Below are 25,585 nucleotides of genomic sequence, written 5' to 3'. Positions count from 1 at the left end.
AATGAATATCCAAGAAGAATGTTTGGTTATAGGTCAGCCATAGAAATGGCGGTATGATGTATAGAATTTATTCCAGTAAGCAATGGATTTACCAATTTTTTCACGGCATTTAATATTGCAATTTATATTGCCAAGGAAATCACCAAAAACATCTTGAAATATTACACTCATGGTGTTATCCTTGTGGTTTCGAACCCTGTGGATATCCTTACCTATAAGATTCAGCAGTGGTCCGGACTTCCGACCGGCCGTGTCTTCGGTTCAGGTACGGCACTTGACAGCGCTCGCTTCAGATTTACATTGGCTCAGAAGTTTAATGTTGACGTAAGAAACGTTCACGGCTATATTGTTGGCGAGCATGGTGATACCCAGCTTCCTTTGTGGAGTGCCACCCATATTGCCGGTATGAATGCAGAAGAATATGCCAAGATGCATGAAATGCCGTTTGGTGATGAGGACAAGGCAAAGATCAGAGACGATGTCAAGCAGGCCGGCGCAGTAATCATCAAGAACAAGGGTGCAACATACTATGCAATCGCCGTTACTGTGAACACGCTGGTTGAAACCCTTATCAAGAACCAGAATACCATCAGAACCGTATCAAGCGTCATAGACGGTCCTTATGGCATCAAGGATGTTGCTATCAGCCTGCCTTCTATGATTAATTCAAATGGTGTGGAAAGAATCATTGAATTCCCCATCACGCCTGAAGAAGAAAAACAGCTGAGAGATTCGGCTGATGCCCTGAAAGCAATCCTGGATGGTGTAAGCGATATCTGATTGTTATCACTGCCACAGGTCAACAGGGAAAGTGCCCCAAGTGAGGAAAGCAAATTGTACGACCACATAGCGTTTTTATTAACCGCTTGTTCAGCAGAACAGGCGGTTTTTTACGCGCACGGGATGAAACAGCATACCTGAAATATGACACGGACGACATCACTTGTAGAATGAACCATCCAGATTGACTTCGCCCATGTGGGCGGCGTGCATTTAAGCAGAAGGAAAGGGCAGATGTATGAGATTTCCGGACGGCATGATATGCCTTGACACGTTGTGCTGTAAGTGGTAACATTTGGATTAAGCCATGGCGATCACGCGGAAAATGCAGCCGCATTATCGGAAAGGCTGGGTGCCCCGATAGCCATGCATCAGGATGACATGAATCTCATCGCGTCAAATCATAATCAGACCCTGAATGCCAAAACCTTTTTGGGCAAAATTGTGCTGGCCGCCTCGCTTCAGGCATTTTCAAAAAGAAAACTGGAAGCCTTTACGCCGTCTGCTTTTCTGAAAGACGGCGATGACCTGTCAGAGTACGGGATTATGGCAAAAGTCATTGGATTGCCGGGACACACTATTTTTTGGAAGACATCATCAGGAATTACTTTCAGGCATGGATTGACAAGAAAATCGATGCCGTCCGGGAAACATTTTCGGAGGACATTGTCTATGTTGAGTCCCACGGTCCCGTTTATCAGGGTATTGATCAGGTCCAGAGATGGTTCGCCGATTGGAACCGGAAGGGCACCGTATTGCGCTGGGACATCAAACAGATAGCCATAGTGGATAAAACCGCATTTGTGGAATGGTTTTTCAGATACGAGTATGAAGGCAATATCGGCGAATGTGACGGGGTAACAATAGCCAGGTTTAATGATGACATGAAAATATGTGAGCTTAAAGAGTTCCAGTCCAAATCGCAGCATGATTATCCGTATGGCAAGGTATGGTAGAATACACGGCAAAAATGCGTAAAAATAAACGGAACCAGGCAAGGGTTAATATGAGCCCGGTTCCTTTATAAACAAAAAGCGCCGAGCCGGTTTACAAAACATCAACAAGTTCTCCTGCGAGGGCCTTGTTCATGCTTCTTACCGCACAGAATTTTCCGCACATGGAGCAGGTGTCTTCATGCTCGGGCTTCCTTTCATCACGGATTCTTTTGGCTGTTTCCGGGTCGATGGCATACTTCCATTGCGTCTCCCAGTCGAGCATTCTCCTGGCTTCAGCCATCCTGTCATCAGCTTCCCTTGCCCCTTTTACGCCTTTGGCGATATCTGCGGCGTGGGCGGCAATTCTCATGGCAATGATACCCTGCCTGACGTCGTCCAGGTTGGGCAGCGCCAGGTGCTCTGCAGGTGTCACATAGCACAGGAAGGCCGCACCGGCTGAAGCGGCAATGGCACCGCCGATGGCAGCGGTGATGTGGTCATAGCCTGGGGCGATATCTGTGACCAATGGCCCCAATACATAGAAGGGCGCTCCGCTGCAGATGGTCTGCTGGATTTTCATATTGGCTTCAATCTGATCGATGGGCATATGCCCGGGCCCCTCAATCATCACCTGGACATCCTTTTTCCAGGCCCGTTTAGTAAGCTCGCCCAGCCGCACAAGCTCCTCGATCTGGCATACGTCTGAAGCATCCGCAAGGCACCCGGGCCGGCAGGCGTCTCCCAGCGATATGGTCACATCATATTCACGGCATATATCGAGGATTTCATCAAAATGCTCATAAAAGGGATTTTCCTCACCGGTCATGCACATCCAGGCAAATACAAGCGAGCCGCCCCTGGAAACGATGTTCAGCTTTCTTTTATGCTTTTTTATCTGTTCGATTGTTTGTCGGGTGATGCCGCAGTGCAAAGTGACAAAGTCGACCCCGTCCTCTGCGTGCAGCCTTACGACATCGATGAAGTCTTTCGCGGTAAGGGTATGCAGGTCTCTCTGATAGTGGATAACGGCATCATATACCGGCACGGTTCCGATCATGAGCGGACACTCGGCGATCAGTCTTTTGCGGAAAGGAATGGTGTTTCCGTGCGACGACAGATCCATGATGGCATGGGCGCCCAGTTTCACCGCTTCATGCACCTTTTGCATTTCCAGGTCATAATCCTTGCAATCCCTTGACACGCCAAGATTTACATTGATCTTGGTCTTCAACATTGATCCAATTCCCTGGGGATCAAGGCATTTATGATTTTTGTTGGCGCATATGACAACCTTTCCGGATGCAACGAGCGGCAGCAACTCCTCTACGGTCATCCGCTCTTTTTGGGCGACTGCTTTCAGTTCTTCCGTAACAATGCCTTTTCTAGCCGCTTCCATTTGGGTTGAATATTGTCTCATTGTTCTCTTGCCTCCTTTGTTATAATCATGGATAGGGGGGCTTGCGCATCCGCCGGACGCAAATGGTGACAGTTCCTCCTGCTGAATGTAAAAAAGCCCGACGGAAAAGCCTCAGCGCATACCAAACACGCTGAACCTTCCCCCGCGGGCCTTTTGTGCCAATAGGTGCCTCCCGCTGCTGCGGGATCTGTAGCCCTCGGTCGCGGACCCTTAACGTTGTAAGGCGGAACCCTAGCTACCCAATCCCGGTTCTTTTACTGATCTAAAATTTTAGCATATATCTATTGAAAATAAAATACCAGGTTTGGTTTATTATTAAGTATGCGGCAACCTCAATGTCATATTTCAATCGGGAAGGAGCTTATGAAAATGGAGGACAGGGTATTCAACTACGGCGCGAACGCGGTTTGCTTTGAGAAAAACGGACACAAATACGGCATGATTTGCTCCTGGGCAACCCAGGTGGATTACGACAAAATTGTGATGCTCATAGGGGCCCAGAGCGTTACAGGGAAACATATTACCAAAGGGGATATCATCGGTGTCAGCGTGTTGAGTGTACGACAGGAGGATGTCATGAATACGCTGGGCAACAACCATTCCGATGAGGTGGACAAGTTTAAAAACCTGGACTATACCCTGAAGGATTCCGCGATCCTCATCAACAACGCCAGCGTCAATATGGTGGTTGAAGTCATCGATATCCTCCATTTACCGGGCATCGAAGAGGATAGTCTGGTATATGGGCTGATTAAATCCTATACCAAGAGCGGGGAAGAGATGCTGACCGTTCGATAAGATACGGAACAATGGACCAATGCCTGTGGTGCGAGGATAACGAAATTCCCCTCAATGGACGGCCTGACTGAAAGGCCTGCCGGAAGGGGACCATTATGCGCGCCTGATAATCGAGCTGGTCAACGCCAAGGCGAGAGAGAGGCCGGGCAGCGCATTTTCCAATGCCAATCCGCTGTCCCCTTGGTTTTTGAAATCCTTTATCGCTGCTGCCAGTAACGCTTTGCAATGTTCTTCCCGTTCAAATACAACTTGCTTTTTCCTGCCCCCGGCGTATATGCAGCATTCGGCCTCGACAGAATCTTTGTTTGACCTTTAAACAAAACGAATGTAAGCGTTTTCGAATGTCGCTTCATATCCGGTTGTAAAAGGAGCGTCCAAAGACAGCATGGAATGCCCCTGGAGATGAATCTTAAGCGAATGATTCGATAACAGGCAGTCAATAACCGCTCCCGAATTATCGGCGTTGGTGGTCGCATCGCACGCGAGCAGTCGAATGCCTTTCCCCGAGCCAGGTGATAAAATCCAGGTCATGAATCATTATAAAGCCCAAATAACAGCCGGTCAAAACGGCAAAAAACTCCCGGGAGATTTCATTCCCGGGAGCTTTTTATGTACATCAGAACATCGGAACAACGGCGCCCTTATAGGTATCCTCGATGAACTTCTTGACCTTCTCGCTCTGGAGGGCTTCAGCAAGGGCCTTCAGATCTTCCCTGTTCTCGTCGCCCCTGCGCACTACCAGGATGTTGGCATAGGTGACGGCGGCTTCCGAATCCTTCTCTTCCTTGGCCAGAGCATCGGTCATGGCGTTCAGACCGCCCTGGATGGCATAGTTACCATTGATGACGGCGATATCCACGTCCTGCAGGGAACGTACCAGCTGGGCCGCTTCGATTTCGATGAACTTCAGGTTCTTGGGATTCTCAACGATGTCCCTAATAGTAGCCTTCAAACCGGCATTGGGATCAACCTTTATCAGGCCCTGGGCTTCCAGGAGCAGCAGCGCCCTGGCTTCGTTGGTGGTGTCATTGGGAATGGCCACCTGCGCGCCATCCTTCAAGTCATCCAGGGTCTTGGTCTTGCCGGGATAGATTCCCAGGGGTTCGTAATGGATGCTTGCGATGGGCACAAGATCCGTTTTCTGTTCAGCATTGAAGTCGTTGAGATAAGGTGTATGCTGGAAGTAGTTGGCGTCCAGATCGCCGCTCTGGAGCGACAGGTTGGGCTGGACATAATCGGTAAATTCCTTGATTTCCAGTTCATAACCCTTTTCCAGCAAAACTTCCTGGGCCACTTTAAGAATTTCAGCATGAGGTACCGGCGTAGCGCCAACAACAATCTTCTTGGGGGTCTTTGATGTGCCGCCGCAGCCGGCAAGGGTGATCACCAGGGTTAATGCAAGCAATAGAGATAATATCTTCTTCATTCTACCTTCCTCCTATTATCCTATTTTCTTTTATCGCCTATCTTGGCTAACTTCATGCCAATCTCCTGAAGTACCTGAACGATGATGACCAGGAGAGCAACCGTAACGAGCATGATGTCTGTCTGGTACCTGTAGTAACCATAGCGGATAGCGATGTCGCCCAGACCGCCGCCGCCCACAAAACCGGTCATGGCCGAATAACCCAGGATGGTGGTCACTGAGATGGCCGCACCAAGGATGAGCGAAGGCCGGGCTTCAGGGAGCAATACCTTGTAGATGATTTCGAAGGGAGAAGCCCCCATGGACTGGGCCGCTTCAATCACACCCTTATCCACATCCTTGAGCGAAGACTCCACCATTCTGGCGATGAAAGGCGAAGCGCCAATCACCAATGGAACGATGGTTGCGGTCGGGCCCAGGGATGTTCCCGTGATAAAACGGGTTACGGGAATGACGGTTATGGCCAGAATCAGGAACGGTACAGAGCGAAGCAGGTTGATGATGACGCCAAGGATGCGGTTCAATCCAACGCAGGGCTTGATGCCGTCCTTGTCGGTAACCACCAGTATGATGCCAAGGGGCAGGCCTATCACGTAAGCCAGGGCTGACGATACCAGCGTCATGTACAGAGACTCCAGGAACCCTTTTCCGAGCATTTCCAAAGTAGCCTGATCAAACAAAGTCCTTTACCTCCTCTACCGTCAAGCCCCTGTTTTGAAGATAAGCCATCATCTTTTCGCCGGCCAGCTTATCCTCAGGAAGCTGAATGACAATCTGTCCAAAAGCTTTTCCGTCAATGTTCCTGGTGTCGGCAAAGATGATGTTGACGGGCTGCCTGAATTCCAGCACCATATTGGCGATAACGGGCTCAAAGGATGAGCTTCCGTCAAACACGATGCGACAACATCGGGAGCTGGTAAAATGCTCCACCTGTCCTCCTTCGGGGAATACCAGCCGGCGTGCTGCTTCGGTCGTCGGCTTTGTGAAAATGTCCTGCACATAGCCAACCTCTGCAATGCGCCGGTTATCGATGATGGCCACCCTTTGGCAAATCTCTTCCACCACGCTCATCTCATGGGTGATGATGACAATGGTGATGCCAAGCCTTTTGTTGATGTCCTTGAGCAGGGCGAGAACGCCTTTGGTGGTGGCCGGGTCAAGGGCGCTGGTTGCTTCATCGCACAGGATGACCTTGGGATTGTTGGCCAGGGCCCTGGCAATGGCAACGCGCTGTTTCTGTCCGCCGGACAACTGCGACGGATAGGCCTTGGCCTTATCGGACAGGCCTACCAGTTCCAGGAGCTCATAGGCGCGGGCTTCGGCTTCTTTTTTTCTGACGCCGGCAATTTCCAGGGGGAAGCAGACATTCTTCAGCACATTGCGCTGCATGAGCAGGTTGAACTGCTGAAAAATCATCCCGATGGACTGCCGGATCCTGTAAAGCTCCTTCTGGCTGAGAGCGGAAAGATCCTGGTTGTCAAAGTACACGGTGCCCCTGGTGGGTCTTTCAAGGAAGTTCAGACACCGAACCAAGGTACTCTTGCCGGCGCCGCTCATGCCGATAATCCCAAAAATTTCGCCTTTCATGATGTCAAGGTTAATGTCCTCAAGGACATTGACCTCGCCGACATCGGTCTTAAAAACCTTGCCGAGGCCCCTGATCTGAATGAGAGAAGTACCGGTACTCATTAAATAACTCCCATCTGTTGTCATATTATTCCTATAGGTTTTGTTTATGATAGCATAATTTTAACGTGTTGAACAGCATTGTCAATAATTTAAGGCCGTTTTCGTACAGTTGCATAAAAATTGAAATACTTCGGCCCGGATGTCTGTCGGGCCAAACCACCGGTCAATGTTCGACAACGGTTGCAATGAAGCCGGACAGCCATCTTTTCGCTACAATGTCCTTTTAGTTATACCAGATAACCGCTTGCCTTGGAAAGGGGCAAAGCAAAATTCAGGCCGGATTTGGCATGAAAACACCATTAGATATTCAGGACCAGGAATATAGACTCAGATGCGGAGGTCGATGTTATAAGTACCCAGGCACATGGATGCAAAACCATACCCTTCGGCCGGCAAAAGCATCGGGACGTAAAAATGGTTAAATGACGAAATCAGCCTTGGGTCAACAGAACGCATGCCTGGATTTATCGCTCAGGTAACAGTAATTCCATGGTGCCTCTTCATCCAAATCCCCCCACTCCATAAATCATACTAAACATATAAGAATTATATATTCAAGGATAACACGGCGGCAAAGTTTTGTCAATCATTTTTTAATTAAATATATATGAATAGTCAGATATGGATGTGACGGTTCTCATTCCCTTGCTGCCATGCAATTTTGCAGTGTTTCCGGGTAAAAAAACACCGCCGGAAGATCTTGCTTTACATATCCGTCGCCATGGCGTATAATGAATATAAACTTAATACTGGATGAAAATGGTAGCTAGGGGTGCCGCAAGGCTGAGAGAGATCCTTTGGTCTTAACCCTTCGAACCTGATGTGGTTAGTACCACCGTAGGGAAGCGCCAGGAAACAACTGAAAATGAAATGTTTTGGGCTTACCTGCGGGTAGGCCCTTTTATTTATGTTTTTTCGATAAGGAGGTTATGGCATGAATCTGAAAATGAACGGAAAGACAGTGGAGGCGGAAGAAAATATCAGCCTGTATGATTTTCTGGTCTCCAAACAGCTCGAGCCCGAAAGGCTGATCGTTGAGCTGAATTTCGAAATCGTTCCGAAAGAGCAATGGAAGGATGTCGTCCTGAAGGAGAATGACAGCATTGAAGTCCTGAGATTCGTAGGAGGAGGTTGATCAGAAATGGAGGATAGTCTTGTTATCGGAGGAAGGGAGCTTAGAAGCAGGCTCTTTATCGGAACCGGAAAATTTTCATCCAACAGAATAATCCCCGAGGTAGTCAAAAGTGCCGAAGTACAGGTGGTAACCGTTGCGCTGAGAAGGATCGATTTTGAATCAAAAGATGAGAATCTCGTGCAGTATATTCCTGATGACTGCATTATCATGCCCAACACATCGGGCGCAAGAAACGCGGATGAAGCCGTCCGGATCGCCAGGCTTGCCAGAGCGGCAGGCTGCGGCAACTGGGTAAAAATTGAGATTGTTACGGATAATAGGTATCTTTTGCCGGACAATATGGAGACCATTAAGGCGACGGAGATGCTTGCCAAAGAGGGTTTTGTGGTGCTGCCGTATATGAGTCCGGATCTGATGGCAGCCAAGCGGCTCAGAGATGCCGGAGCGGCTGCCGTCATGCCGCTTGGAGCTCCAATCGGCACCAACAGGGGCCTAAGGACCAGGGAGCTCGTGAAGATACTGATCAACGAGATCGATCTGCCCATTATCGTTGACGCCGGATTGGGCAAGCCATCCGAGGCAGCCGAAGCCATGGAGCTTGGCGCTGCGGCGGTGCTTGTCAATACGGCGGTTGCGACAGCCGGCGACCCGGTTCAAATGGCAAAAGCCTTCAACCTTGCTGTCAAAGCGGGAAGACTGGCATACCTTGCAGGAACCGGGGCAGTCAAAGAGTATGCCGAGGCGTCCTCACCGCTGACAGGCTTCTTGTCAGATAACGCCTGAAGGCGGGCAACAAGGCTTGCAATTAAGAGCCGTTGTTACATAAGGAAGTGTGTCCAATGAGTTTTTACGATAAGTACATAACGTATCACGATTTTGACTTTGACGGCTTTTTTGGAAGGGTAACGGACGGGGACGTCCAAAGGGCGCTGAACAAGGATTATCTTAATGAACTTGATTACCTGGCGCTGCTGTCCCCGACAGCGGAAAAGCACCTGGAACAGATGGCCGTCAAGGCGCAGCAACTGACTATCCGGAATTTTGGCAAGGTTATTTTCCTGTTTGCCCCGCTGTATTTGTCAAACTACTGCACAAACAGATGTGTATACTGCGGATTTAACGTCACCAACGATATCAGGCGCGGCAAACTGACCCTTGACGAAGTGGCGCAGGAAGCGGAAGCCATCTCGTGTACGGGAATCAGGCACATTCTTATCCTGACGGGCGAGTCGAGGAAAGACAGCCCGGTGTCCTACATCAAAGACTGCGTCAACGTGCTTAAAAGATACTTTCCGTCTATATCCATCGAAGTCTATCCGCTTGACGAGCAGGAATATGCCGAGCTTGTCGAAGCAGGTGTGGACGGCTTTACCATGTTCCAGGAAGTGTATAACGAAAAGCTGTATCCTGAACTGCATTTGGGAGGCCCAAAGCGCAATTACCGTTACAGGCTTGATGCCCCTGAAAGGGCCTGCCGGGCCAACATGAGGACCGTCAATATCGGCGCACTCCTGGGGCTGGATGAATGGCGACGGGAGTCCTTTTTCACCGGCCTCCATGCCGATTATTTGCAGGATCATTACCCGGATATCGAGATTGCGGTATCCTTCCCAAGAATCAAGCCTTCGGCGGGCTGCTTCAGGCCAAAATGCCAGGTAAACGATAAAAACCTGGTCCAGGCCATATTGGCGCTGCGGCTTTTTATGCCCAGGGCCGGGATAACCATATCCACCAGGGAGAGCGCCAAAATGCGGGACAACCTGATCGGACTCGGCGTGACCAGGATGTCGGCCGGCTCGTCCACCGCTGTCGGCGGATACTCGCATAAAAGCAAAAGCAGCGTTCAGTTCGATATCTCCGATGAACGCAGCGTGGAAGAGATCAAGAACCTGATCTACAGCAAAGGCTACCAGCCGGTGTTCAAGAACTGGCACCCCATATGAAACGGAGCTTTAACCGGAAAAATCAAAACGAAAAGGAGTTTGGCGATGAACGATTTTGAGCGTGGTCTTGAAAGATATATCGGCCGTGAAAGGCTGGAAAAACTGCAAAAGATCAAAATTGGCATTGCCGGAGCCGGCGGGCTTGGTTCCAACTGTGCATTCAATCTTGTACGCAGCGGTTTCAGGAAATTGAAAATCGTAGACTTTGACTTTGTGGAGCCGGCTAATCTCAACAGACAGTTTTACTTTATCGACCAGCTCGGGATGCCCAAGGTGGTGGCGCTCAGGCAAAACCTCCTGCGGATCAACCCGGACCTCGAACTGGAGACCTTACAGGTAAAGATTGATGCCGGGAACATTATGGAACTATTCGGCGACTGTGACGTCATCGTTGAGGCTTTTGACAACATTGCGGGCAAGACATTGCTCGCCGAGAAATTCTACTCTTCCGGTAAACTGGTGGTTTGTGCTTCCGGTCTGGCCGGATGGGGAAGCTCCGATGAAATCAAGATCAGGAAAATACACCCCAAGTTTTTCATGGTGGGCGATTTGGTCACGGAAGTCGGTCGGGATGTCCCTCCCATATCCCCAAGGGTGAACGTCACAGCCGCCAAGCAGGCTGACATCGTGCTGGACTACATCATGAACCATGGCCCATAAGCCGGTTTGCGGCTGATATTTCATTTTTGGTGCATGGTCGGGAGGAAAGATGGTGCGAGAACTGTACGAAATCATTCAAGCGAATGTCCTGAGGGCATCCGAAGGGCTCAATGTGCTGGAAGATCTGGCGGGGTTCTGCCGTGACGGCGGCAGTGTCTCGGAAAGCCTGAGGAGCCTGAAGGCCGATATCAGAAACAGCCTGGTTGAACCTCTGCCGGATGGCCTGACATACCGGCAATCCGCCGGTGACGGTGTGTTTCCTGGATCGCGGGAATATGTCGCCGACATGATACATGGCCTTAAACTACTCAAGGATAATTTTGAAAAAGTCCAAAAGGCCCTGGGTGCCCTGGTGGCGATCCTGGATAGTGCAGGCGAGAGCGAATTCGCCAAGCGATACGAAGACTATAGGTTGGCCGCATGCGACCTGGAAAAGACATTATACAGGATTTATTGCAGAGATATGAAAAAGAAGAAGCTGGATACCGATCTGTATTGCCTCACAGCCGAGGAGTATTCACTCGGCCGCAGCAACATTGAAGTGGTTAAGGCGATGCTCAGCGCAGGCATCAGGATCATCCAATACCGGGAAAAGGAGAAGAAGATGCTCCATAAATACCGTGAATGTGTGAAAATAAGGGAGCTTACATACGATGCCGGCGCTGTGTTCATCGTCAACGACGATGTCGATCTGGCCATAATGGTCGGGGCTGACGGTGTGCATATAGGTCAGGATGACCTGCCGGCGGATAAGGTAAGGGAACTGGTAGGGGAAGAAATGATCATCGGTGTCTCGACGCACTCCCCTCAGCAGGCTCAGGACGCAATCGCCAGGGGAGCGGATTACATTGGCGTTGGGCCGATATTTGCCACCAAGACAAAGAAGGATGTATGCGATCCGGTGGGGTTTGAATACCTGGATTATGCAGTAAAGCATGTCGCCATACCCTTTGTGGCCATTGGCGGCATCAAGGAGCACAACATCTCTGAAATTAAGGCAAGAGGAGCCGGGCTGATCGCCATGGTAACAGAGATAGTGGGTGCCGAAGATATTGAAAAGAAAATAGAAAGCATACGCCAAAAGCTGAAGGGTTGAGGCGACAGCCTTTGCACGCGGCTTAAACCAAAGTAGCGCCCAAATGCACAATCCAGGCGGCGCACCAGGCCACAAAACACTGCCAGACAATGACGCCGAAGGCCCATCTTCGGCCAAGCTCCCTTCGGATGGAAGCGATGGCCGCAACGCAGGGGGTATAAAGCAGGGAGAAAACCAACAGCGACATTGCGGCAGCAGGTGACAGCACGGATGACACGCCTTCGCCGAACAGGATCTTGAAGGTGGAAACAACGTTTTCCTTTGCCATGAATCCGCTGATGAGCGAAACGCTGATTCGCCAGTCACCGAGCCCAAGCGGCTGCAGGATCGGAGTAAACCATCCCGCCACAATGGCCAGAATGCTGTTCTCCTGATCCCCCGCCAGGTTGAAAAGCGGATCAAAGCTCTGAAGGAACCAGATGAGGACCGTTGCCAGAAAGATGATTGTGAAGGCCCGCTGCAAAAAGTCCTTGGTCTTTTCCCAAAGCAGTTGCCCCACGTTTCGGGCGCTTGGCATGCGGTAGTTCGGCAGTTCCATGACGAACGGTACTGCCTCGCCCTTGAACAGTGTGCCTTTAAACAGCAGGGCGACAAGGACGCCAACGGCAATGCCGAGCAGGTATAGACCGGTCATGATGAGGGCCTTGTATTCCGGGAAGAAAGCGTCAACGAAAAATGAATAGATGGGCAGCTTGGCCGTACAGCTCATGAACGGAGTGAGCAGGATGGTCATTTTCCTGTCCCGTTCGCTTGGAAGGGTGCGCGTGGACATCACCGCCGGAACGGTACAGCCAAAACCGATGAGCATGGGAACGATGCTTCGGCCCGATAAGCCAATCCTGCGCAGCAGCTTGTCCATGAAAAAGGCAACCCGTGCAACATAGCCGCTGTCCTCAAGGAGGGACAGGAAGAAGAACAGTGTCACAATGATCGGAAGAAAACTCAGGACGGTTCCAACGCCTGAAAAAACACCGTCGATAACCAGCCCGTGAATCACATCGTTCACGCCGGCTGCGGTCAATCCCCGATCGGCCAGGCTTGTCAGAGTTTCTATCCCGAGTTCCAGCCAGCCCTGGAGCGTGCCGCCGATCACGTCGAAAGTGAGCCAGAAAGTGGCTCCCATGAACAGGATAAAGATGGGGATCGCGGTCCATTTGCCCGTGAGGACGCGATCGATCTTCTCGCTGCGAATACTCTCCCTGCTTTTTTGGGGCTTTGTCACGCACATGTCGCAGACCTTCCTGATAAAGGCATAACGCATATCCGCAATCGCAGCGCTCCTGTCGAGGCCCCGTTCCTTTTCCATCTGCGACACGATGTGCTCGATGGTGTCCTGCTCGTTCTGGTCAAGCTTTAGCTGTGACAGGACCAGGGGATCGCCCTCAATGACCTTGCTTGCGGCAAAGCGGATGGGAAGCCCGGCGCTTTGGGCGTGATCCTCGATAAGGTGGTAGACGCTGTGCAGGCAGCGGTGAACGGCGCCGCCCTGGTCGTTGACGTCGCAGTAATCCTGATGCAAAGGCTTTTCCTGGTAATAGGCCACGTGGATCGCATGTTTGACAAGTTCATCAATTCCCTGGTTCTTTGCGGCGGATATGGGGACTACGGGAACACCCAGCATGGCCTCCATCGTGTTGATATCGATGGTTCCGCCGTTTGCCGCCACTTCGTCCATCATATTGAGCGCAACGACCATGGGTACATCCATTTCCAGCAATTGCATGGTCAGATACAGGTTACGCTCGATGTTGGTGGCGTCCACGATGTTGATGATGGCCTTCGGCTTTTCTTCCAGGACGAAATTGCGCGACACGATCTCTTCGTTGGTGTATGGTGACATGGAATAAATCCCGGGCAGATCGGTGACCAGCGTGTTGGGATATCCCCTGATAACGCCGTCTTTCCGGTCAACCGTTACACCGGGGAAATTGCCGACGTGCTGATTGGCGCCTGTAAGCTGGTTGAAAAGCGTGGTCTTCCCACAGTTCTGATTGCCAACCAGCGCAAAGGTCAATGTGGTCCCTTCCGGCAAGGGGTTGCCGCTGCCCTTGGGATGGGATATACCGTCTTCCCCAAGATTGGGATGGACAGTTTTGCCGACAGGGCGTTTTTTGTCCGGTTTTTCCGCATGTTCGGTGATCGGTTCCACTTCGATCTTTGCCGCATCGTCCAGTCGCAGTGTCAATGCATAGCCATGGATGATCACTTCAACTGGATCGCCCATCGGTGCGTATTTGAGCAGGGTGACCTTCGTGCCGGGAATGACGCCCATGTCCAGCAAGTGCTGCCGTAAAGCGCCCTCTCCGCCGACTTTTGTGATGATTGCCGATTTTCCGATTTCCAGTTCCTTAAGCGTCATCGTACTCCTTCTTCCTTTTGCTTCATGGCCGATGCAGACAATGCTCATCCAGCGCTTTCGGGTTCTTTCCTAGTACAACTATTGTGAAATTTTGTCGATTTGTCAAGAATTAAAGTCAGTCAATCAGGGAGATATTTGGCATCTCGCAACGAATAACGCCGGGGCTACACGGCCATGCTGGAAGGCTATAAGGTAATGTTGGAACGTTTCGTCGGGCCAACCAGGATCATGATTTGCGGAAACACTCTGCAGGTCGATGATTATAGCAGGTACAACTGGACCGTCTTTGATCCGGCCCAGAAAAAAGCCAATCACGAAGCGGCATTTCCGCTTAAACTGGAAGAGGCGTTTGCGCTCGGAGCAGAGCTTATTTAACTTTCTTCTTGCATCCGGAACCAAGGCAGGAAGCCTGGGATTGCCCGATTTCGGGAACGTGCCATAAGGCCCATAATTGCGGGGAAAGGTAAAATAAGAGGGACGGGTTTCTGAAAGCATGAGTTTAGAAAACCGTCCCCTTGCCTTATGGCTATATTATTTCGGAGGGGTTCTTTCTCCCTTGTTCAGGAACTTGAGCATGATGGTGCATGCCTGCGCCCTGGTAGCGTTTTTGCGGAAGCCAAAGCTTCCGTCGGAGAAGCCGGTCATGATGCCGGAAGCTATTATCTTGGCTGCCGTTTCCCTTTCTTCCGGAGTGAGGACAGTATCATCAGTTATCGAGGAAACATAGCTTTCCCAATTATTAAAAGCCGTTTCATCCTTTTCGGCCCTGATGATCAACCTGGCCATTTCGCCCCGGGTAATAGGTCTGTCGTAATTGTCAAACTCGCCATTCTGAATCAGGCCTGTTTCCAAAGCTTTGTTGATGTAATTTTTTGCCCAGTAATCGCCTTTAACCGGGTGCAGGTCATGGTAACCCAGGGCTACAACGAGCATTTTGATAAACTCGGAAACAGTCATGTTTTCCATGGGCCTGAAAGTATTATCCGAATAACCGCTGATAAGCCCGTCTTTAACCATCCTTGTCACGCTGTTGTAATACCAGTCCGTTCTTTTCACGTCGGCAAAGCTGGGGTTTTTTGCGGTATCTTTTATTCGATTGTAATCTGCGTCAGACCAAAAGATCTGACCTGTTGTTACGGACCAGTAGGCCGTATAGTATTTCTGACCCATAAAATTATTTAATAGATTGCTCAAATTGGAAATGGATGTATAGAGCGTTCCGCCCCTGTTAAACAGTTGGAAGGTAAATAAATCATAGGAAGTATTTCTGTCTTGCAGTTTCCCGTTATAATAAAATTTAGGATCCTTATATTCCAATAAATTCATGCGCCATCTGCGATATTCTTCTCTGAATTCAATCTTAATGGTTCCTTTGTCCGAACGGATTTCCATGATCTTATTGTCCATATCGAGGTTAACCGAATACCCCAGGAACTCCAGCATTTGCTTTACAGGCACAACGGCATGGTATGCGTCGGAATAGACAAAGCCTTCTATGTAAGGCCTTTTGCCCTCTTCGAAAATGAGTTCGAAGTCATTATAGAACGCATCGAGTTCGATCAATGGATCATCATAAATAACAAGCGCATTGTCTTCCCACTTGCAAGATTTCAGATACAGGAATTCCGATATGGAATCGTAACGGATGTATGGCTTCCCGTTGATCCTTTTGCTGTAGAAATAATCTTCACCCATGATGTTCTTTATTTCCACACCGTTGACGATTATCCTGTTGCCGTCCGGAGGAAAAACCACCGTATGATCGTATTTTGGGTTTATGACTGTCGCGTTGCCCGTTTTCTCGTCATAGCTATAGGTGCATCCAAAATATTCGGCTATCGGTTTTAAAGGAAGCAATGACAGATAAAAACCGCTGCTGCCGGGATATTTTATGGGTTGATAGTCTAGAGGAAATATGATGACCTTATCATTATCTTTTACGGTGAATGTTTCATATGTTTGGGCGTTAGCCCATACCGAAAGGTTTAAGCTTGTGCACAGGAAACAGATCACCAGCAAAACGGATAATGTCTTTTTCATAAAGTCCCTCCCAAGAAGATACTTATGATGCTGTATAAAAGCAATTAATATATACCACTTTCCGGTCGTATTACCGCAGGTAATCGTTCTGCCGGCATTACAAACGTATCTTTTTGAATCAGCCTGTTCCAAAGTGGTAAAATGATACTATGGACGGTTTATTTCCGAGAAGATTGAAAATAGTAGGATAGGATTCCAAACATTCAACGGGGGGCATGAGCTATGAGCAATGACTTTTCAGGTAATAAAAGGAGAATTTTGATCGTCGGGAGCGGCGCCGCCGGGCTTTCGGCGGCAAAGGCGGCCAGGGCACAGGATCCGGAAGCGGAAATTACCCTGTTCGGCGCGGAAGACCGGTTGCCGTATTATCGGCTCCGCCTGTGCGAATACATCGGAAAGAGCGCGGCTCCCGGCGAGCTTGAAGTCAGTAACAGGGAATGGTTTGAGAAAAACAGGATTCGGGTCGAGCTATCCTCAAAAGTGGAAGCCATCGATACGGAGGCCAAATCAATCGGTGTCAATGGCAAAACGTACGGCTATGACAGCCTGGTGCTTACTACCGGCAGCATCCCCATCATGCCGCCTTTTAAAGGCAAGGAGTTGTCGGGCGTTCATACCATATGGACCTGGAAGGATATCGTTGAGATCAATAAAGGCCTTCAGGGCGCGAGGCGGGCTGTCGTTATCGGCGGCGGGCTGCTTGGGCTGGAGGCGGCATACAAGATTTCCGAGTTGGGCATTAACGTATCGTTGATTGAAGGTATGCCGAGGCTGTTGCCCAAACAACTGGATGAAGAGGGCTCGGCTTTGTTTAAGGACAAGGTGCAGAGTTTGGGCATATCCGTCATTTGCGGGATCTCCGTAGAAGGGTTTGAAGGGGATCAGAACGGGCATGTCAGGAAAGTGAACATGGCTGACGGTACGTCACTTGACGCGGATATCGTCATCGTATCGGTCGGCGTTGCGCCTAATGTCGCCGTATGCCAGAATACGGGCATCAGCATGAACCGCTTTTTGCTCGTCAATGAAAAAATGGAAACCAGCGTCAGGGATGTCTATGCGGCAGGAGATGTGGCGAGCCTCAACGGCAGATGGTTTGGGCAATGGGCAGTTGCCAGCAAGCAAGGACAGGTTGCGGGAACCAATGCCGCGGGCGGTAACGCCATATACGAGATAACCGATGTTCCTTATGTGCTCGCCACCATGGGAACAAGGGTGGTTTGTGCGGGCGATACTGGATCCGCCCAGCCGGATGGTTCCGAATCGGCTTACGTGATAGACCAGAAGATAGACAAGGAGCAATTTGCCTATTCCAAACTGGTATTCCGTAACGGGCTTTTTGTCGGATATATCCTCATTGGCGAACCGGCAAAAGCGTCCAACAAAATCCAGTCGTTGCTCAATACCGGCATAAGCGCCGAGGAAATCAAACATAAGCTGTACGGCTGAACTGTGCAAACCGCAACCGGGTTGGGACCAAGGCTTCAGGGAAAAGCATCGGGACCAGGATGCTTCACATTTGCTGTCCGAATCCTGGGAATTTACGACGGCAAGCTCTTCCCACAGGACGATGGCACATACCTGAGACCGGTTTCTATTCATGGAGGAGGCTCGCTGGTCATCACGCCTGATGAATTGCAAAAGCAATATGCCAAGCAATGAATTTATAAGCGGTTCTTATGCCGTCAGACACCCATTCACTGAACAGGTTACTCGGCCGCCTTCTCCAGGTAAACAAATCTCAGATTTTCTGAAACGGCTTCCTCTTTAAACCTTTTATAACCATTGCGTTCATAGAGTTTTATGTTACGTATGCTCCTGTCGCTGGTGAACAACTCTTTTCTTAAACCTTTATGTTCATTTTCAATGTGCCTGAGCAAGCTGGTTCCGATACCCCTACCCCTACCCTGAAAGTTTGGATGAACCATTAATTTTCCGATATGTATGGTTCCGTCGCGTACATAGCCCCTGACAGAACCGATTATTTGCTCCTTGTCATCCACGGCTTTATATATGACGCCCTTTTCATACTCATCCATGAGTTCTTCCAGGGTTTGGGTCAGAGGCTGTATGTTAAAATCATTCACAAGCTGCGCTTCACTTTGATAGGCCAGATACTGAAGCTTCAGAATCTCTTCCAAATCATTCCTGTCCGCCCGCATAATTTGCATCATGACATACCTCGCTTATGTTCTCTTTATACAATACTGGGGGATATTATATAATAAAGTTACATTATTTGCCAGTCTTTTTGCCGTGCAAAACAAAAAGAGCCGGCTCCTCATAAGGTTCGGAGCCGACTCTGGTTTAGCTGCCTGGCGGATTATACCGCTCTCGCCACTGCGGCGGCTTCGGCTGTTGCGTTCAGCGCCCTTCTGGCACGGACCGCGTCGCCAATAATGTGGCAGGGGATATGATGGGCCTTGCAGTACTCAACCAGTTCGTCCGTAGAGCGCGATTTTGCGCCTACGGCAATTACCACGGCATCACAGGGTATTTCTTCCGTCTTGTTGTCCTTTTCGATGACAACAGCGTTTTCCTTAATCTCCACGCACTTTGCTCCGGTTATGGTCTTAATGCCTTTCATATACAGGCTTTCCATCACACAGATTTTTCTCAGGTATCCAAGGTCTTTGGCTACTTCATCCAGCATTTCTACGACAGTGATGCTGTTATTCCCTTCAGCAAGATGCTCGGCCACTTCAAGGCCGACAAGGCCTCCGCCCACAACAACCACATTGCCGCTGGCTGTAGCCCTGCCGGCAAGGATATCATGGGAGTTTGTGACATGGGGCAGTCCGATACCGGGAATGTTGGGCATGATGGGCTCTGAGCCTATGGCCAGGATCACTTCGTCCGGCTTTACTTCATCAATCAGCTCAGGTGTAACGGGGGTGGACAGCCTGATATCAACGTTTTCACGTTTTGCCGCCTCACCCATGGCTATGGCTGCATCCTTCATTTCTTCCTTGCGGGGAGCCATGCCGGCCAGCCTGAACTGGCCACCCAGGGAATCCGACGCCTCGCAGAGAATGGGATGATGGCCCCTTCTCTTGAGTGTCAATGCGGCCTCAAGCCCGGCCACGCCGCCTCCTGCGATGAGCACTTTTTTAGGCTTATCGGTTTTTGACAGGGCATATTCGGCTTCTCTTCCCAGGGCGGGATTCCGAAGGCATGTTATATGCGGCATTTCGGGCGACACGAACCCGTCATAGCAGCCCTGGTTGCAGCCCACGCATTTGACGATATCCTCTGTCCGGCCTTCTCTGGCCTTGTTGCAGAAATCGGGATCTGCCAACTGGGCGCGGCCTATGACTACCATGTCGGCCTTACCGGATGCAATGATCTCATCCGCCTGGGCCGGATCGTTAATGCGTCCAACGGCGATGGTTATCATGCCGGTTTCCTTCCTGATTCTTTCTGCGTTGGCCACATTGAATCCCCTCGGCAGATCAACAGGAGGCACTTCATATTTCAATGCGGCGGTGGAGAAGTTGCCACGGGATACATTGAGCACGTCAACGCCTGCTTCCCTTGCCATTTTGCAGAATGCGATCATTTCTTCGATGGTCAGCCCGTTTTCCAGGTAGTCGTCATGGGCGACAATCCTCATGAACAAGGGCATATCCTCGGGAATGTTTTCCCTGATTGCCCGGATGCATTCCAGCAGATATCTTGCACGGTTTTCCAGCGAACCGCCATACTCGTCCGTCCGTTTATTGAAAGCCGGGCTTAGGAAAGCATGGGGCGAATAGTTGTGCCCGGCATGGAATTCAACGCAGTCATAACCCGCTTCAACAGCACGCCTTGCTGCTTCTCCGAAGGATTTGACCACTTCCTTGATGGTTTCGATGCTGGCTCCCGGGATGACGTAGTCTGTGCCTGGTACCTGAATGTCGCTGGGGATGATGATACCGCCCTGCTGGTAGGAGGCGGCTGCCATGCCGCCCTGCCAGAGCTGTACACCGGCCTTTCCGCCTGCAGCGTGGATGGCATCGGCAAGCGCCTTAAGCCCGGGTATGTACTTGTCGTCATGTATGGCCAAAAACTTGACGGGATTTGACGGACCATGAACACCGCAGACTTCCGTAAAGTTCAGACCACATCCGCCCACTACTCTTGCTACATGATAATCGATTAGCTGCTGGGTGACGTAGCCTTCTTCCGTTGCCATTTTTGTTCCCATGGCAGGGAAAACGATTCGGTTTTTCAGTTCCAATCCCCTGATTTTAATCGGACTGAAAAGATTGTCAAATGCCATATAGAAGCCCCCTTTGCTCTATACTTTGTTATTTTTTTGTCTATCATAATTATAGTTGAACTTATAATTTAAAGCAACATGTTTTAAACAAATTGTTTGAATAAGGGGACAAAAGAAAAGGTAAACCCAATGCCCTGAGGTTACCTTTGCATCGATTCATTTGGACTTCAGCCTGTCAATGATATAGGCGATATACTTGAGCCTCTCTTCCTTGCTGTGTATGATGCTTTCCTTGAAATGGTTAATCTCCATGTTCATGATCGGATGAATGATGGAGGAGAGAAAAACCATGTTCCCGTATTGGGCGTCCGGTTCATCCGTCTTCAAAACCCTTGCGAGGGTATGATAAAGCTTTTTGTTTAAACTGTCAGTTATTTCGACTATTCTTGCATCCAGTTCGTTTGTGTTTTGATTTTTTATGGCCTCCCTCAGGATGATGAGCACGCCCGGATATTTGATGGTATACTCCATGATTTCATTGGCAACGATGATGACCTTTTCTTCATCGCTGCAGGATTCATCATCCAATGCGGCATAGGCTGCAATGGTGTTATTGATATAAAACTCTTTCACATACCGCATCATCTCATTCTTGGTACGAAAGTAATAGTTTATGGCGCTTACATTTACCTGAGCCTCCCTTGCAATCGCCCTCACCGGGATATCGAAGGAGGCATTTTTTCCGATCAGGTACAGCGCTTTATCCAGAATTTTTTCCTGCATGCCTGTCAGTTCCCGCATCCATATCGCTCCTGCATGTATTGTTCAGGATATTATTATACCAGAGAAGCCGAACAGATTAAAAAAATCCGGAAGGTGTATCCGGCAAAACCGGGTCCAGATTGACAAGCAGGATGGTTTGAATAAAAATGAAAGAGTATGGAAAAATCTGGCGCGATGGTCTTGGCCCCCAAAGGACATCCCGGGAAAAAATCAGCTTGGAGGAATACGGATGATACATAACTGGATCAGTGCATGCGGAGCGGCGATTTACATATTGTTTGGGGCACATCTATGTTACCATGGCTAACAGGAAGTATGATGACGAAGCATCACATCATTAAAAGAACATTAAAAATACAGGCTGTTAATACTCCGTTCACATTTAGAATCTATAATACTTTATAACTGGTATCACCCTATGAAAACCTTTACATGAGGAGAGCGCAATGGACAAAGATACAAACGACAGCTTTGGCAGCCTGTATTCAGATGGAGCCGATTCCCAGGTTTATGATCTCACAACGGAGCTTATGACCATGGACGACGCGTTGCTCAGCACCATGTGGGATCAGTCCAAAGAAATCCTGAACTTCATGATCGAGTTCAAGGAACTCATGATGATGTATAAGTGTGCCATTAAGGCCGTCAAGACAAAGTTTGAAGTTCTGGATACGGAGTTCAAAATCCGGTACCAAAGAAATCCCATAAACTTTATTAAAACACGGCTTAAACGTACATCGAGCATCATGGAAAAAATGAGAAGGAAAAATATACCCTTCTCGCTGGAGAATATTGAACGGTATATAAATGATGTAGCCGGGGTCCGGGTGATTTGCTCGTATGTGGATGACATATACAGCATTGCAAAGGCGCTGATCAAACAGGATGATGTAAAGCTTATCGAGAAGAAGGATTACATAATCAATCCCAAGCCCAATGGGTATCGCAGTCTGCATCTGATTATCAGTGTCCCGGTTTTTTTTGCCGAGCAAAGGAAGGACATGAAGGTGGAAGTCCAGATCAGAACCATAGCCATGGATTCCTGGGCTAGCCTGGAGCATCAGCTCAGATATAAGCAGGAGATAGCAAATGAAGAGGAGATCGCCAGGCAATTGAGGGAGTGTGCCGACCTTATAGCGGATATAGACTCCCGGATGCTGGATATAAGGACGAAGATTGAGGCAAGCAGCAGTATTCTTACAGAAGAAGAGATTCTGCTGAATAAACTGAGCAAGATTGATACGCCACTTGAATAAGGAAGAAGCATATGATAGCTGTCTATTCAGGACCATGAGCAAGGCAGGAATGTGTTGAAACTTGTTCGCATGGGCTTGGGTACAGGATACGGCAATCTATCGTGAGCTGCAGATCGTGCTTGCATGTTAAGCTTTCCTGAAAGCAGAGTTCATATGGATTTCGGAGAGAACAACCCTGCCAATGGCCGACTTGTGTGGCTGGATATCAGGACAAAATGAAAGCAGTTTAACAGTTTGATTTGAAATCAAACCGTTGAATTTGCTATCAGGAGGGAAAGCGCGTTGCGTACAGAACAAGAAATGTTTAACCTCATTTTGGATGTGGCTGAGGCTGATGAGCGCATACGGGCAGTGCTGCTGGTGGGTTCGCGTGCAAATCCGGAGGATCCACAGGACATCTACCAGGATTACGATATCACTTTTTTTGTGGAGGATATCACCCCTTACTACAACAATCCCGCATGGGTTGAAGCCTGTTTTGGCAGGCCTTTGATAATGCAGATGCCTCTGAAACCATGCGTTATCCGGTCGGAGACGGCCGTTTTGCTTATCTGATGCTCTTTCCCAATGGTGTTCGCATAGACCTTACCATTGATTTCAGAAAGTATGTGCACAACGGAGAACCAGCTGTTATTCTGCCCGATAAAGATAACGGCAAAGGCTTTTTACCTGCCAGCTGTTTATCTGCCTCAGTCGTGGGCTTGCGGAACTGCAACAAGTGCTTTGCATTTTTCAGAAAGCACATGGTCAATGATATCATCGATGATCACCGGGCTTACCGGCTTGCCTATGATTCTCAGCGGTCGTGCGGACATTAATTCATATGGGTTATCCATCGAGGTCACGAATACGATGTTGCAGGAAGGCTTCGCTTTAGCAGTTTCCATCTGGCGGATCCTTTTTGCGGTTTCAAGGCCGTTGAGCTTTTTCATATAGTAGTCGAGGAAAAGCAGATCAAAGCTCACATTCTCCCTATTGAGCGTATCAATGAGTTCTTCTCCGCTGCCAAATCTCCGGATGCTGAATATGACATTGTTTTTCTCACCGTATTGCCGGATGATTGCTTCAATGAGTTCGCAGAAGATGGGAAAATCGTCACAAATACCGATATTCAGCATTTTGCCACCTCATAGATTTATTTATTAACTATAAAGGTACTTTATATATTTTAGTCTACAAAAATTCAAATTGCAAGTGTATTAATACCTTTATGGTTGGTTAAGCTGATCCATCATTATTGCTAAAGTAAAAGCAGGTGATGATGGATGAATATCGACTACAAAGCACTCGGTGAAAGGATCGCGAAACGCCGTAAAGTGCTCAACTTGACACAGGATGATGTTGCGGAAGCCACAGGCCTCAGCAATAACTATATATCCAATATAGAAAACAATCATTCCATCCCCAGCATCGATACCCTGCTCAAGATTTGCGAAGCCATCGATACGACGCCGAATTACCTGCTGCTGGGCATTACTTCGCGCACCGATGCGGAGGAGGATCTGCGGAGTCAAATCAACGAAAGGCTTAAGCTGTGTGATCAGAAAAAGCTCAAACTGATCGAACGCTTTGTTTCCTGGGTGATTGATGAAGATATTTAAACATTTTTACACATTCGGTATCGTACAGAGACTCTGCATTATGTCAAAGAAGATGCCTGGCTTGTTCCATGCTGCAACATGCTTTCCTTCTGCCGGAAATGCTTGACTATGCGGAAAAAGAGTTATCCGTAATTGACGGTGGCAAGCGGATCCTTTCGGTCTGGGTAACCGATAAGGAGTACGATAAAATCGAGATGTTGTCGCGAAATGGCTATTATAAGGCATATTCCGAACCGGTACGGATTTTCCCATATAGCAAGCCGTTTCCTGAGGTCAGACTTCCGGACGGTTTTTCGGTTTTATCTCTGGAAGACGAGAATTGCCACAATAGCTGTTACGGGCGGCATGAAGAAAACAAAGGCACTCGGCGCGGCGTATTGTTTTGGAGGTGTGCCTGAATTCTATACCGCTATCGGCTTTGAAACGGTATGCCATCGGGAGATGTGGAAAAAAGAATGGTAATAGCATTGCTTCACACCACATTTTACGGTAAAAGTTTATAAAAAGGAGAAAAGCATGATCAACAAACTGTTTTCATAACTGCAAAAACCTTCCCTCTGGCAGCGCAGCCCGGAGCCGTTCTGGGATGACGAGCATATTTCAAAGGGGCTGCTGGAAGCGCATCTTAATCCGGATTGGGATGCGGCAAGCCGCAACCACAGTTATATTGCACGCTCGGTCAAGTGGCTTGAAAGCCTCATACCGGCAGGTAGCAGCATACTTGATTTGGGTTGTGGTCCGGGCCTTTACGCCAGGAAACTATCCGATACGGGGTATGACGTAACCGGCATTGATTTTTCCAGGCGTTCAATTGCTTACGCAAGGGAACACGACAGGAAAACCAAATACATTTATCAGAATTACCTGGAGATGGAGTACAACGAGGCTTTTGACGCTATCCTGCTGATTTACTGCGATTACGGCGCCCTTATTCCCGAAGAAAGGAAGACGCTGCTGTCAAAAATACACCGTGCGCTGAAACCCAATGGTTTGTTCATTTTTGATGTCTTCACCGAGCGTACGCACAACGGCAAAAGCGATCATACCTATTGGTCCTGGAATGAGAACGGCGGTTTCTGGAGCGGCAAACCCCATTTAAGCCTGGAAGCGGAGTATTATTACCAGGAACATATGGCTAAAGTCAAGAAGGCCGTCGTTGTTACAGATAACACGATAGACGAATACCTGTTCTGGGACACGGTGTTCAGCAGGCAGACCCTGCTCGATGAGGTGGCACCATCCGGGCTCAAACTGCACAGCATATATGACGATGTCTGCGGCAGCCCCTATAGCGGTGAAGCGGATACCTTATGCCTGGTCCTGAAAAAATGATGATGAGCATATAAACAGGGCTGCCATTTTGGCAGCCCTCAGATTGTCGAAAAACAGGCATTTTCACGTGGGTGAGAATGCCTGTTTTCTTTGAAATATCAAAAATATAGCCCAAAATCGATAAAATAAAGGGC

Annotated in this window: 24 protein-coding genes, 1 pseudogene and 1 riboswitch; of the genes and pseudogenes, 15 read left to right on the top strand and 10 right to left on the bottom strand. The window is 49.1% G+C overall.

What is annotated here, in order from left to right; all coding sequences use genetic code 11:
* Positions 1 to 60: 60 nt before the first annotated feature.
* Positions 61 to 780, top strand: coding sequence for a lactate/malate family dehydrogenase (locus F3H12_RS10265; RefSeq protein WP_149679231.1), 720 nt, complete (start codon positions 61 to 63; stop codon positions 778 to 780).
* A 584-nt stretch (positions 781 to 1,364) separates the two neighbouring features.
* The gene (locus F3H12_RS10260) at positions 1,365 to 1,736 is read left to right on the top strand and encodes a nuclear transport factor 2 family protein (protein ID WP_149679230.1); all 372 of its coding nucleotides are present in this window, start codon (positions 1,365 to 1,367) and stop codon (positions 1,734 to 1,736) included.
* A 91-nt stretch (positions 1,737 to 1,827) separates the two neighbouring features.
* Here F3H12_RS10260 and thiC read toward each other — a convergent pair whose 3' ends face one another.
* Entirely contained in the window at positions 1,828 to 3,132 is a 1,305-nt protein-coding gene (thiC, locus tag F3H12_RS10255; protein ID WP_149679229.1) for a phosphomethylpyrimidine synthase ThiC, read from the bottom strand.
* Positions 3,133 to 3,501: 369 nt separating this feature from the next.
* On the opposite strand from thiC, the gene F3H12_RS10250 reads away from it, so the two are divergent.
* Positions 3,502 to 3,930 carry a flavin reductase family protein gene (locus tag F3H12_RS10250; protein WP_149679228.1) on the top strand — a complete coding sequence of 143 codons (429 nt, stop codon included), beginning with the start codon at positions 3,502 to 3,504 and terminating at the stop codon, positions 3,928 to 3,930.
* Between the two features lie 616 nt (positions 3,931 to 4,546).
* On the opposite strand, the gene F3H12_RS10245 is transcribed toward F3H12_RS10250, so the two are convergent.
* From F3H12_RS10245 to F3H12_RS10235, 3 genes are read right to left on the bottom strand one after another with little or no spacing between them, the layout of a single operon-like run.
* A complete protein-coding gene (locus F3H12_RS10245; RefSeq protein ID WP_149679227.1) occupies positions 4,547 to 5,356 on the bottom strand; it encodes a MetQ/NlpA family ABC transporter substrate-binding protein in 810 nt (269 codons plus the stop codon).
* A gap of 20 nt (positions 5,357 to 5,376) precedes the next feature.
* On the bottom strand, positions 5,377 to 6,036 hold the full coding sequence (locus F3H12_RS10240) for a methionine ABC transporter permease (RefSeq protein WP_149679226.1): 660 nt from the start codon (positions 6,034 to 6,036) through the stop codon (positions 5,377 to 5,379).
* Positions 6,029 to 7,045 carry a methionine ABC transporter ATP-binding protein gene (locus F3H12_RS10235; protein ID WP_149679225.1) on the bottom strand — a complete coding sequence of 339 codons (1,017 nt, stop codon included), beginning with the start codon at positions 7,043 to 7,045 and terminating at the stop codon, positions 6,029 to 6,031. The genes F3H12_RS10240 and F3H12_RS10235 overlap by 8 nt, the downstream gene beginning before the upstream one ends.
* A gap of 758 nt (positions 7,046 to 7,803) precedes the next feature.
* Positions 7,804 to 7,906: riboswitch (TPP riboswitch) on the top strand.
* Between the two features lie 73 nt (positions 7,907 to 7,979).
* Between F3H12_RS10235 and thiS the strand changes: the two genes are divergently transcribed.
* From thiS to thiE, 6 genes and pseudogenes are all read left to right on the top strand, one after another.
* Positions 7,980 to 8,180, top strand: coding sequence for a sulfur carrier protein ThiS (gene thiS / locus F3H12_RS10230; RefSeq protein ID WP_149679224.1), 201 nt, complete (start codon positions 7,980 to 7,982; stop codon positions 8,178 to 8,180).
* Between the two features lie 6 nt (positions 8,181 to 8,186).
* Entirely contained in the window at positions 8,187 to 8,963 is a 777-nt protein-coding gene (locus F3H12_RS10225) for a thiazole synthase (RefSeq protein ID WP_149679223.1), read from the top strand.
* 56 nt (positions 8,964 to 9,019) lie between these two features.
* Positions 9,020 to 10,123: a 2-iminoacetate synthase ThiH gene (gene thiH, locus F3H12_RS10220; protein ID WP_149679222.1), complete on the top strand. Its 1,104-nt coding sequence runs from the start codon at positions 9,020 to 9,022 to the stop codon at positions 10,121 to 10,123.
* 21 nt (positions 10,124 to 10,144) lie between these two features.
* Positions 10,145 to 10,783 (top strand): sulfur carrier protein ThiS adenylyltransferase ThiF, encoded by a 639-nt coding sequence (thiF, locus tag F3H12_RS10215; RefSeq protein WP_279231996.1) that lies wholly within the window; start codon positions 10,145 to 10,147, stop codon positions 10,781 to 10,783.
* A 49-nt stretch (positions 10,784 to 10,832) separates the two neighbouring features.
* A pseudogene (locus F3H12_RS13520) lies at positions 10,833 to 11,207 on the top strand (hypothetical protein); the annotation flags it as partial.
* 39 nt (positions 11,208 to 11,246) lie between these two features.
* Positions 11,247 to 11,879 (top strand): thiamine phosphate synthase, encoded by a 633-nt coding sequence (gene thiE, locus F3H12_RS13515; protein ID WP_243133264.1) that lies wholly within the window; start codon positions 11,247 to 11,249, stop codon positions 11,877 to 11,879.
* A gap of 22 nt (positions 11,880 to 11,901) precedes the next feature.
* Here the strand turns inward: thiE and feoB are convergent, their stop codons facing one another.
* The gene (feoB, locus tag F3H12_RS10205) at positions 11,902 to 14,238 is read right to left on the bottom strand and encodes a ferrous iron transport protein B (protein ID WP_149679219.1); all 2,337 of its coding nucleotides are present in this window, start codon (positions 14,236 to 14,238) and stop codon (positions 11,902 to 11,904) included.
* 174 nt (positions 14,239 to 14,412) lie between these two features.
* On the opposite strand from feoB, the gene F3H12_RS10200 reads away from it, so the two are divergent.
* A complete protein-coding gene (locus F3H12_RS10200; protein ID WP_243133261.1) occupies positions 14,413 to 14,613 on the top strand; it encodes a hypothetical protein in 201 nt (66 codons plus the stop codon).
* A 156-nt stretch (positions 14,614 to 14,769) separates the two neighbouring features.
* Here the strand turns inward: F3H12_RS10200 and F3H12_RS10195 are convergent, their stop codons facing one another.
* Positions 14,770 to 16,278 (bottom strand): S-layer homology domain-containing protein, encoded by a 1,509-nt coding sequence (locus tag F3H12_RS10195; RefSeq protein ID WP_149679218.1) that lies wholly within the window; start codon positions 16,276 to 16,278, stop codon positions 14,770 to 14,772.
* A gap of 222 nt (positions 16,279 to 16,500) precedes the next feature.
* Between F3H12_RS10195 and F3H12_RS10190 the strand changes: the two genes are divergently transcribed.
* Positions 16,501 to 17,727, top strand: coding sequence for an NAD(P)/FAD-dependent oxidoreductase (locus F3H12_RS10190; protein ID WP_149679217.1), 1,227 nt, complete (start codon positions 16,501 to 16,503; stop codon positions 17,725 to 17,727).
* 260 nt (positions 17,728 to 17,987) lie between these two features.
* On the opposite strand, the gene F3H12_RS10185 is transcribed toward F3H12_RS10190, so the two are convergent.
* From F3H12_RS10185 to F3H12_RS10175, 3 genes are all read right to left on the bottom strand, one after another.
* Positions 17,988 to 18,452: a GNAT family N-acetyltransferase gene (locus tag F3H12_RS10185; RefSeq protein ID WP_207706834.1), complete on the bottom strand. Its 465-nt coding sequence runs from the start codon at positions 18,450 to 18,452 to the stop codon at positions 17,988 to 17,990.
* Positions 18,453 to 18,601: 149 nt separating this feature from the next.
* Positions 18,602 to 20,539 carry a bile acid Fe-S flavoenzyme BaiCD gene (baiCD, locus tag F3H12_RS10180; protein ID WP_149679216.1) on the bottom strand — a complete coding sequence of 646 codons (1,938 nt, stop codon included), beginning with the start codon at positions 20,537 to 20,539 and terminating at the stop codon, positions 18,602 to 18,604.
* Positions 20,540 to 20,695: 156 nt separating this feature from the next.
* Complete coding sequence (locus F3H12_RS10175) at positions 20,696 to 21,280, bottom strand: TetR/AcrR family transcriptional regulator (RefSeq protein WP_149679215.1); 585 nt, start codon at positions 21,278 to 21,280, stop codon at positions 20,696 to 20,698.
* A gap of 428 nt (positions 21,281 to 21,708) precedes the next feature.
* Between F3H12_RS10175 and F3H12_RS10170 the strand changes: the two genes are divergently transcribed.
* Both F3H12_RS10170 and F3H12_RS10165 read left to right on the top strand, forming a co-directional pair.
* Positions 21,709 to 22,518: a GTP pyrophosphokinase gene (locus F3H12_RS10170; RefSeq protein WP_243133260.1), complete on the top strand. Its 810-nt coding sequence runs from the start codon at positions 21,709 to 21,711 to the stop codon at positions 22,516 to 22,518.
* A 282-nt stretch (positions 22,519 to 22,800) separates the two neighbouring features.
* Positions 22,801 to 23,073: an aminoglycoside 6-adenylyltransferase gene (locus F3H12_RS10165; RefSeq protein WP_149679214.1), complete on the top strand. Its 273-nt coding sequence runs from the start codon at positions 22,801 to 22,803 to the stop codon at positions 23,071 to 23,073.
* Positions 23,074 to 23,207: 134 nt separating this feature from the next.
* Here F3H12_RS10165 and F3H12_RS10155 read toward each other — a convergent pair whose 3' ends face one another.
* The gene (locus F3H12_RS10155) at positions 23,208 to 23,636 is read right to left on the bottom strand and encodes a response regulator (RefSeq protein ID WP_149679212.1); all 429 of its coding nucleotides are present in this window, start codon (positions 23,634 to 23,636) and stop codon (positions 23,208 to 23,210) included.
* Between the two features lie 147 nt (positions 23,637 to 23,783).
* On the opposite strand from F3H12_RS10155, the gene F3H12_RS10150 reads away from it, so the two are divergent.
* Entirely contained in the window at positions 23,784 to 24,119 is a 336-nt protein-coding gene (locus tag F3H12_RS10150; RefSeq protein ID WP_149679211.1) for a helix-turn-helix domain-containing protein, read from the top strand.
* Between the two features lie 540 nt (positions 24,120 to 24,659).
* The gene (locus F3H12_RS10145; protein ID WP_149679210.1) at positions 24,660 to 25,451 is read left to right on the top strand and encodes a methyltransferase domain-containing protein; all 792 of its coding nucleotides are present in this window, start codon (positions 24,660 to 24,662) and stop codon (positions 25,449 to 25,451) included.
* The last annotated feature ends 134 nt before the right edge of the window (positions 25,452 to 25,585 follow it).

The organism is Thermoclostridium caenicola, assembly GCF_900142095.1.
GTDB lineage: Bacteria > Bacillota > Clostridia > DSM-8532 > DSM-8532 > Thermoclostridium_A > Thermoclostridium_A caenicola.
The sequence above is the reverse complement of the archived record's forward strand: the minus strand, read 5'-3'. Positions and strand labels throughout refer to the sequence as shown.

Coding starts and splice junctions, on each gene's coding strand:
- thiC (WP_149679229.1), bottom strand. CDS start 3,132: ATGAGACAATATTCAACCCAAATGGAAGCGGCTAGAAAAGGCATTGTT.
- F3H12_RS10250 (WP_149679228.1), top strand. CDS start 3,502: ATGGAGGACAGGGTATTCAACTACGGCGCGAACGCGGTTTGCTTTGAG.
- F3H12_RS10245 (WP_149679227.1), bottom strand. CDS start 5,356: ATGAAGAAGATATTATCTCTATTGCTTGCATTAACCCTGGTGATCACC.
- F3H12_RS10235 (WP_149679225.1), bottom strand. CDS start 7,045: ATGAGTACCGGTACTTCTCTCATTCAGATCAGGGGCCTCGGCAAGGTT.
- thiS (WP_149679224.1), top strand. CDS start 7,980: ATGAATCTGAAAATGAACGGAAAGACAGTGGAGGCGGAAGAAAATATC.
- F3H12_RS10225 (WP_149679223.1), top strand. CDS start 8,187: ATGGAGGATAGTCTTGTTATCGGAGGAAGGGAGCTTAGAAGCAGGCTC.
- thiH (WP_149679222.1), top strand. CDS start 9,020: ATGAGTTTTTACGATAAGTACATAACGTATCACGATTTTGACTTTGAC.
- thiE (WP_243133264.1), top strand. CDS start 11,247: ATGAAAAAGAAGAAGCTGGATACCGATCTGTATTGCCTCACAGCCGAG.
- feoB (WP_149679219.1), bottom strand. CDS start 14,238: ATGACGCTTAAGGAACTGGAAATCGGAAAATCGGCAATCATCACAAAA.
- F3H12_RS10200 (WP_243133261.1), top strand. CDS start 14,413: ATGCTGGAAGGCTATAAGGTAATGTTGGAACGTTTCGTCGGGCCAACC.
- F3H12_RS10195 (WP_149679218.1), bottom strand. CDS start 16,278: ATGAAAAAGACATTATCCGTTTTGCTGGTGATCTGTTTCCTGTGCACA.
- F3H12_RS10190 (WP_149679217.1), top strand. CDS start 16,501: ATGAGCAATGACTTTTCAGGTAATAAAAGGAGAATTTTGATCGTCGGG.
- F3H12_RS10185 (WP_207706834.1), bottom strand. CDS start 18,452: ATGATGCAAATTATGCGGGCGGACAGGAATGATTTGGAAGAGATTCTG.
- baiCD (WP_149679216.1), bottom strand. CDS start 20,539: ATGGCATTTGACAATCTTTTCAGTCCGATTAAAATCAGGGGATTGGAA.
- F3H12_RS10175 (WP_149679215.1), bottom strand. CDS start 21,280: ATGCGGGAACTGACAGGCATGCAGGAAAAAATTCTGGATAAAGCGCTG.
- F3H12_RS10170 (WP_243133260.1), top strand. CDS start 21,709: ATGGACAAAGATACAAACGACAGCTTTGGCAGCCTGTATTCAGATGGA.
- F3H12_RS10155 (WP_149679212.1), bottom strand. CDS start 23,636: ATGCTGAATATCGGTATTTGTGACGATTTTCCCATCTTCTGCGAACTC.
- F3H12_RS10150 (WP_149679211.1), top strand. CDS start 23,784: ATGAATATCGACTACAAAGCACTCGGTGAAAGGATCGCGAAACGCCGT.